This window comes from Phenylobacterium sp., assembly GCF_036821595.1.
Taxonomy (GTDB): domain Bacteria; phylum Pseudomonadota; class Alphaproteobacteria; order Caulobacterales; family Caulobacteraceae; genus Phenylobacterium.
The window spans coordinates 74,302-81,545 of record NZ_DAISJG010000015.1; the positions used below are offsets into that span (position 1 = coordinate 74,302).

General features: G+C 70.6%; 6 protein-coding genes. 1 reads left to right on the plus strand and 5 read right to left on the minus strand.

The genetic code is table 11. The features are described from left to right. Positions 1–123 precede the first annotated feature (123 nt). A complete protein-coding gene (locus V7Z97_RS09955; RefSeq protein ID WP_334163174.1) occupies positions 124–2,436 on the plus strand; it encodes a TonB-dependent receptor in 2,313 nt (770 codons plus the stop codon). A gap of 21 nt (positions 2,437–2,457) precedes the next feature. Here the strand turns inward: V7Z97_RS09955 and hflX are convergent, their stop codons facing one another. The 5 genes from hflX to V7Z97_RS09980 form a co-directional block, all read right to left on the minus strand. Next, positions 2,458–3,777, minus strand: coding sequence for a GTPase HflX (hflX, locus tag V7Z97_RS09960; RefSeq protein ID WP_334163176.1), 1,320 nt, complete (start codon positions 3,775–3,777; stop codon positions 2,458–2,460). Then, the gene (gene hfq, locus V7Z97_RS09965) at positions 3,774–4,019 is read right to left on the minus strand and encodes an RNA chaperone Hfq (RefSeq protein ID WP_257818028.1); all 246 of its coding nucleotides are present in this window, start codon (positions 4,017–4,019) and stop codon (positions 3,774–3,776) included. Before hfq ends, hflX begins: the two co-directional genes overlap by 4 nt. A gap of 104 nt (positions 4,020–4,123) precedes the next feature. Beyond that, on the minus strand, positions 4,124–4,987 hold the full coding sequence (locus V7Z97_RS09970) for a D-amino-acid transaminase (RefSeq protein WP_334163178.1): 864 nt from the start codon (positions 4,985–4,987) through the stop codon (positions 4,124–4,126). Further along, positions 4,987–6,378, minus strand: a complete 1,392-nt coding sequence (gene ntrX, locus V7Z97_RS09975) for a nitrogen assimilation response regulator NtrX (RefSeq protein ID WP_334163179.1) — start codon at positions 6,376–6,378, stop codon at positions 4,987–4,989. The genes V7Z97_RS09970 and ntrX overlap by 1 nt, the downstream gene beginning before the upstream one ends. A 12-nt stretch (positions 6,379–6,390) precedes the next feature. Next, positions 6,391–7,244, minus strand: an 854-nt coding sequence (locus V7Z97_RS09980) for a sensor histidine kinase (RefSeq protein ID WP_334163181.1), incomplete at its 5' end; no start/stop codon positions are given.

Genomic DNA, 7,244 nt, shown 5'->3' on the forward strand with positions numbered 1-7,244 from the left:
CGCGTTTCGCAGTCATTTCGCCGGATGATGAAACCCGTCCGCGTCCCGGCGCTTCCCCGACGCAGCGACAGGCCCCGACCCTGACCCCAACAGCCGAAAAGGCGACGAGGGGGTACCAAGATCATGCTGTCGTTCGAACGATCCGCGGCCGCGGGCCGGGGGCTGCGCGCCACCCTGCTGGGGGCGTCCATGCTGGCGCTGGCGGGGCCCGCCCTCGCCCAGCCGAGACAGGCCGACGTGGAGGAGGTGGTGGTCACCGGCTCGCGCCTCACCGAGGCCAGCGTCGCCATCGGCACGGACGAGGCCACCGCCACGGTCTCGATCACCCGCGAGGCCCTGCTCTCGGCCCCGGCCGGGATCACCGGCCTGAAGATGCTGGAGAGCCTGCCGGGCTTCAACGTCCAGGCCAACGACGCGCTCGGCATGTACGAGTTCGGCAACTCGGTCTCGGTGCGGGCCTTCAACTTCCAGCAGATCGGCTTCCTGCTGGACGACATCCCCATGGGCCGGTCAGACCAGTTCGGCGGCAGCCCGATCTACCGCTACGTGGACAACGAGAACCTCGCCCGGGTCACCGCCTCGTCCGGGGCCGGTGACGTCTCGCTGGCCAGCTACGCCTCTCTGGGGCCGATCGTCTCCTACATCACCCGCCCGCCGGAGGAGGAGGCCGGCGGCCTGTTCAGCGCCACCGTGGGGTCCGACGACCTGCGCCGCGGTTTCCTGCGGCTGGACACCGGCGAGCACGCCGGCGTCTCGGCCTTCGTCAGCGCGTCGGGCATCCGCGGCGACCTGTGGCGCGGCCCGGGCACGATCGACCGGACCCATATCGAGGGGAAGATCCGCTGGCGCTTCGGGCTCGGCGAGCTGATGTTCCAGACCGTCCACAACGACTATTTCGACTTCGACAGCCCGTCGATCACCAAGGCGCAGTACGCCGGGACCGCCGGCGACCTGTTCAGCCGCTCGGGGCGCAACTTCGCCTACCTGGGCTATGTGCCGACCCTGCCGCCGCTGGCGACCGCGCCGAACGTCCCGTTCTCCAACGCCGGCTACAACCAGTACTACAAGTTCGCCGTCAACGCCCGGAAGGACCACCTCTACGGCCTGACGCTCCGCCTCGCGCCCACCGAGGCCATCGATCTGGTGGCGGCCGCCTACTACGAGGACAAGGGCGGCTACGGCGTCTCGCCCGAGGCCTACGCCACCTCGCTCTCCAGCCACAACGCCGAGCGGCTCGTCGTGCCGGGCCTCACCGCCCCGCGCGGCATCCAGTACGGCCTCTCCGTGCCCGACGGCACGCGCCAGGGGGTCAACGCCCGGGCCGACTGGCGGATCGGGATCAACACGCTCTCGGCCGGGGTCTGGGTGGAGAACGACGACTATCACCGCACCCAGGCGCGCTACAACGTCGAGAACGGCCACCCCGACGGCGCGCCGCTGCTGGACGAGCCCGTCCACCTGCAGCGCGACTACGTCTCGGTGCGCGACACCGTCCAGCTCTTCCTGAAGGACACCATCGCCCTCTTCGACGACCGGCTGAAGCTCGACCTGGGCTTCAAGGCGCTCTCCATCGACTATTCCATCGAGGGCTTCCGCAACCCCGGCGACTACATCGCCCAGCGCCGGCCCAAGCTCGCCAAGAGCTGGGAGGACGGCTTCCTGCCGCAGGTGGGCGCGGTGTGGTCGGTCACCGGCCGCGACCAGGTCTTCGCCTCCTATTCGGAGAACATGGCCCTGCCCCGCGGCGCGGACGACATCTTCTCGGCCGCCAGCCCCGCCCCGCCCGCGCCGGACCCCGAGACCGCGAAGAACTGGGAGGTGGGCGTGCGGACCAACCAGCCGACGTTCAACGCCTCCCTGGTGCTCTACAAGACCCGCTTCGAGAACCGGCTGCAGGCCTTCGCCTCGCCGGTGCCGGGCTCCACCACGACCGAGACCTTCTTCCAGAACGTCGGCGGGGTGGAGGCCAAGGGCGCCGAGTTCAGCGGCCAGTGGAAGCCGGAGCTCCTCGGCGGCCGCGTCTACTTCAACGCCAACCTGTCCTACAACCTCTCGGAATTTAAGGACAACTTCGCCGCCTTCACGATCGCCGGCAACCGCGTCCCCGACTTCCCGGAGTGGCTGTTCCAGGGCGGGGTCACCTTCGAGCCGGTGGAGGGCGCGATCATCAACGTCTCGGCCCGCCACATCTCGGACCGCTTCACCAACTTCACCAACACCGAGAAGACCGAGGGCTACACCGTCTGGAACGCCTATGTGGACCTGGGCGACGGCTTCGGCTGGGGCCCGCTGGAGGAGATCAAGGTCCGGGTCAACGTCGACAACCTCACCGACGAGGACTACCTCGGCACCATCAACACCACGACCAACACGCCGGCGAGCTTCCGGCCGGGGCCGCCGCGCACTGTGCAGGTCAGCCTGACGACCGCCTTCTAGGCGGCCTGCGAGGTCCGCGGCTCAGTGGCCGCGGACCTCGGCCGTGGGGAACAGCTGCTCGAACTGGCCGAGCGCCTGGGGCGTCAGGCTGACCGCCAGCCGGACGCTGCCGTCCTTGCCCTCGTTGCGTTCGATCACCCGGCCGTGGCGGTAGAGCCAGGCGATGGCCGCGCCCTCCCCGGCCGGCGCATAGACGTCCACCGGCGGCGCCTCGTCCACCAGGGCTGCCACCTCCCTCAGGAGGGCGTCGCAGCCGTCGCCGGTGACGGCCGAGACCAGCACGGCCGGCGGATGGGCCCGCCGGGCGTCGCCCTCGACGCGCGCGCGGTCCTCCTCGGGCAGCAGGTCGACCTTGTTCCAGACCTCCAGGATCCGGCGCTCGTCCATGTCGACGCCGAGCCGCTCCAGCACGGTGCGCACGTCCTGGGCCTGGGCGTCGCTCTCCTCGCTGGCGATGTCGCGCACGTGCAGCACCACGTCGGCCTCGCGCACCTCCTCCAGGGTGGCGCGGAAGGCCTCGACGAGCTCGTGCGGCAGGTTGGAGATGAAGCCCACGGTGTCGGAGAGGATCGCCGGCCGCCCGTCGGGCAGCTTCAGCATCCGCAGCGTCGGGTCGAGGGTGGCGAACAGCATGTCCTCGGCCACCACCTCGGCCTGGGTCAGCCGGTTGAACAGCGTCGACTTGCCGGCGTTGGTGTAGCCCACCAGCGCCACCGTCGGGTACGGCACGCGGCGGCGGGCGGACCGCTGCAGGGTCCGTGTCCGGCGCACCTCGGTCAGCTCGCGCTTCAGCTTGCCGATCTTCTCGGCCAGCAGCCGCCGGTCGGTCTCGATCTGGGTCTCGCCCGGGCCGCCCATCACCCCGAAGCCGCCGCGCTGGCGTTCCAGGTGGGTCCAGGTGCGGACCAGGCGCGAGCGCTCGTAGGTCAGCCTTGCGAGCTCGACCTGCAGGCGGCCCTCGCGGGTCCGCGCCCGGCGGGCGAAGATCTCCAGGATCAGCCCGGTGCGGTCGATGACCTTCACGCCCCAGGCCTTCTCGAGGTTGCGCTGCTGGACCGGCGTCAGCGCGTCGTCCACCACGGCCACCGACGCCTCGACCGCCTCGATCAGGTGGCCGAGCTCCTTGACCTTGCCGCTCCCGAACAGGGTGGCGGGGGTGAGCTTGCGCAGGGGCGCGATCGCCGTCTCGCGGACCTCGAGGTCGAGCGCGAGCGCCAGGCCGACGGCTTCCTCGAGACGCGTCTCGGCGTCCCTGGCGGAGCCGCGGCCTTCGCGGTCGGGATGGATGACGACGGCGCCCTGGACGGGCGCCTGGCGGTCAACGGATTTGGAGGCGCTCAATCTGTCTCGTCTTCGGCCGGCTCGTACAGCTGCACAGGCTGAGCCGGCATGATGGTGGAGATCGCGTGCTTGTAGACGAGCTGGGATTGCCCGTCGCGACGGAGCAGAACGCAGAAGTTGTCGAACCAGCTCACCACGCCCTGAAGCTTGACACCGTTCACCAGGAAGATGGTCAGCGGCGTCTTGGACTTGCGCACGCTGTTGAGGAAGGTGTCCTGCAGGTTCTGTTTCTTGTCGCTCATTGGCTTTTCGCCTCTTTTCTTTTCATCGGGCGGCCACGCGCCGCCCACACACGCAAAGTCACGCTGGCCCGAAATCGCGACAGGCGCAATCGCGTCCGTGATGCTCAGATCGCGGTCGCCCGGGCGCGCTCGATATAGAGACGACGGAGCCTCGTCGCCACCGGGCCGGGCTCACCTTTTCCCACCGGCCGGCCGTCCACGGCCACCACGGGCAGCACCAGCGTCCCCGCGCCGGTGATGAACGCCTCCTGCGCCGCCACCGCTTCGTCGGGCGTGAACGGCCGCTCGTCCACCTGCAGGCCCTCCTCCCGGATCACGTCCAGCAGGGTGAGCCGGGTGACGCCGCGCAGGATGTTGGCGTTGGTGTCGCGGGTGCGCAGCCGCCCCTCCCCGTCGACGATCCAGGCGTTGGACGAGGCGCCCTCGGTGACGAAGCCCAGCTCGTCCACGAACCAGGCCTCGGCCGCGCCGGCCTCGCGGGCCTTCTGCTTGGCCAGCGCATTGGGAAGCAGGCCCACGGTCTTGATGTCGCAGCGCCCCCAGCGGTTCTCCGGCGTCGTCACCACGCTGACGCCCTTGGCCGCCCGGGCCTCGGCCGCGGCGCGGTCGACGGCCTTGACCGTGATCACCACGGCCGGCCGCACCTCGCCGGCCGGGAAGGCGTGGTCGCGCGGCGCCACGCCCCGGCTGACCTGCAGGTAGACGAGCCCGTCCCGCACCCGGTTGCGGCGCACCGCCTCCTTCAGCACGATGGTCAGCGCCCGCCGGCTCATCGGCATGGGGATCGACAGCTCCGAGAGGCTCCGCTCCAGCCGGGCGAAATGCCCCTCGGCGTCGGCCAGCCTGCCGTCGAACAGCGCCCAGACCTCGTACACCGCGTCGGCGAGCTGGTAGCCCCGGTCCTCGATGTGGACCACGGCTTCGCCGTGCGGGACGAAGCGTCCGTTCACATAGGCGATGCGCCCCATCAGATCGCCTCTTCCTCGAGCTGCCGGCCGCCGGACAGGCCCAGCGACTTGAGCTTCCGGTGCAGGGCCGAGCGCTCCATGCCGATGAAGGCCGCGGTCCTGGAGATGTTGCCCGAGAACCGCAGCATCTGGGCGTTCAGATACTCCCGCTCGAACACCTCGCGCGCCTCGCGCAGCGGAAGCGCGATGATCCGCTCGGCCCCGATCGACGACGGGCTGTCGTTCACCGTCGCCTCGGCCGGCAGCATGTCGGCGGTGATCGGATCGTTCGGCGAGCCCGAGGCCAGGATCAGCATCCGCTCCACATTGTTGCGCAGCTGGCGCAGGTTGCCGGGCCAGGCGCGCACCTGCAGGGTGGCGAGCGCATCGTCGGCCAGCTTGCGCCTGGGCATGCCGGTCGCCTCGCAGATCCGCTGGATGAAATATTCCACCAGCTCCGGGATGTCCTCGCGCCGTTCGGAGAGCCCCGGCACGTTCACCGGCACCACGTTCAGGCGGTGGAACAGGTCCTCGCGGAAGCGGCCGGCGGCGATCTCCTCGCGCAGGTCGCGGGAGGTGGAGGAGACCACGCGGACGTCCACCTGGACGTCGGAATCCCCGCCCACCCGGCGGAACCGCTGCTCCACCAGCACCCGCAGGATGCGGCTCTGGGTCTCGCGCGGCATGTCCGCCACCTCGTCGAGGTAGAGGGTGCCCGAGTGGGCCCGCTCGAACACGCCGATCTTGGCCGGGCGGCCGCCCTCGCCCTCCTCGCCGAACAGCTCCAGGTCCATGCGCTCCGGCGTCATGCCGGCGGCGCTGATGGCCACGAACTCGTTGCGGGTCCGCGGGCTCGCCGCGTGGATCAGCCGCGCCACCGTCTCCTTGCCCGAGCCCGGCGGTCCGGAGATCAGCACCCGGCTGTTCGCGCCGGCCAGCTTGGTGATCATCTGCCGCAGCTGTTGGGCGGGCACCGAGCGGCCGATCAGCCCCTCCGGCGTGATCGCCTGGGCCCGCAGCCGGCGGTTCTCCCGGCGCAGGTTGGCCGCCTCGAGGGCGCGCTCGATCACCAGCAGCAGGCGGTCGGACTTGAACGGCTTCTCCAGGAAGTCGTAGGCCCCGCGCTTGATGGCGCTGACCGCGGTCTCGATGTTGCCGTGGCCCGAGATCATCACCACGGGCAGGTCCGGGTCCAGCGCCTTGACCATGTCGAGCAGCTCGAGCCCGTCCATGCCGCCGCCCGACATCCAGATGTCGAGGATCAGCAGGGCGGGCCTGCGCGCGCGGAAGGCGGCGAGCGCCGATTCCGAATCGTTGGCCGTCCGCACGGCGTAGCCCTCGTCGGTGAGGATTCCCGCCACGAGGTCGCGGATGTCCGCCTCGTCGTCGACCACAAGAACGTCTGCCGCCATACGCTTAGGTCCTCATGCCGTCATGGCCTCGGCGGCGGGCTTGGGCTTCACGCGCGCGCCCGGCGGCAGGCGCAGGATGGCCAGGGCCCCCTGTCCGCCGCGGGCGTCGGTGAGCTCCAGCTCGCCGCCATGGTCTTCCAGGATTCGCTTCACGATCGCGAGGCCGAGGCCGGTGCCCTTCTCGCGGGTCGTCACATAGGGCTCGGTGAGGCGGTCGCGGTCCTTGGCCGGCAGGCCGACCCCGTTGTCCTCCACCTCGAAGGCGACGCCGGCCTCGTCGGAGATCAGCCGCGCGGTGATCCGCCCTTTGAGCCGGGGCGAGCGCGCCTTGCGGGCGGTCACCGCCTCGGCGGCGTTCTTCAGCACATTGGTCAGGGCCTGGGCCAGCATCCGGCCGTCGGCCAGCACCAGCACCTCGGGCGCCGGCTCCTCCAGCGCGACCTCCAGGTCCGGGCTCGCCACCCGCTGGGCGAAGACCGCCGCCCGGACCAGCTCGGCGGCGTCCTGCTCGGCGAACTTCGGCGCCGGCATCCGGGCGAAGGCGGAGAATTCGTCCACCATCCGGCCGATGTCCTCCACCTGCCGCACGATGGTGTCGGTGCAGCGGTCGAAGGTCTCCAGCTCGGCCTCGGCGATGTCCTTGCGGTATTTCTTGCGCAGCCGCTCGGCCGAGAGCTGGATCGGGGTCAGCGGGTTCTTGATCTCGTGGGCGATCCGGCGGGCGACGTCGCGCCACGCCGCGTTGCGCTGGGCGGTCACCAGCCGGGTGATGTCGTCGAAGGTCAGCACCGGGCCATCGTCGCTGTGGCTTGCGCGCACCCGCAGGCGCCGCGTCTCGCGGCCGCGGACCACGTCCACCTCCTCCT

Coding starts and splice junctions, on each gene's coding strand:
- V7Z97_RS09970 (WP_334163178.1), bottom strand. CDS start 4,987: ATGGGGCGCATCGCCTATGTGAACGGACGCTTCGTCCCGCACGGCGAA.
- V7Z97_RS09955 (WP_334163174.1), top strand. CDS start 124: ATGCTGTCGTTCGAACGATCCGCGGCCGCGGGCCGGGGGCTGCGCGCC.
- ntrX (WP_334163179.1), bottom strand. CDS start 6,378: ATGGCGGCAGACGTTCTTGTGGTCGACGACGAGGCGGACATCCGCGAC.
- hfq (WP_257818028.1), bottom strand. CDS start 4,019: ATGAGCGACAAGAAACAGAACCTGCAGGACACCTTCCTCAACAGCGTG.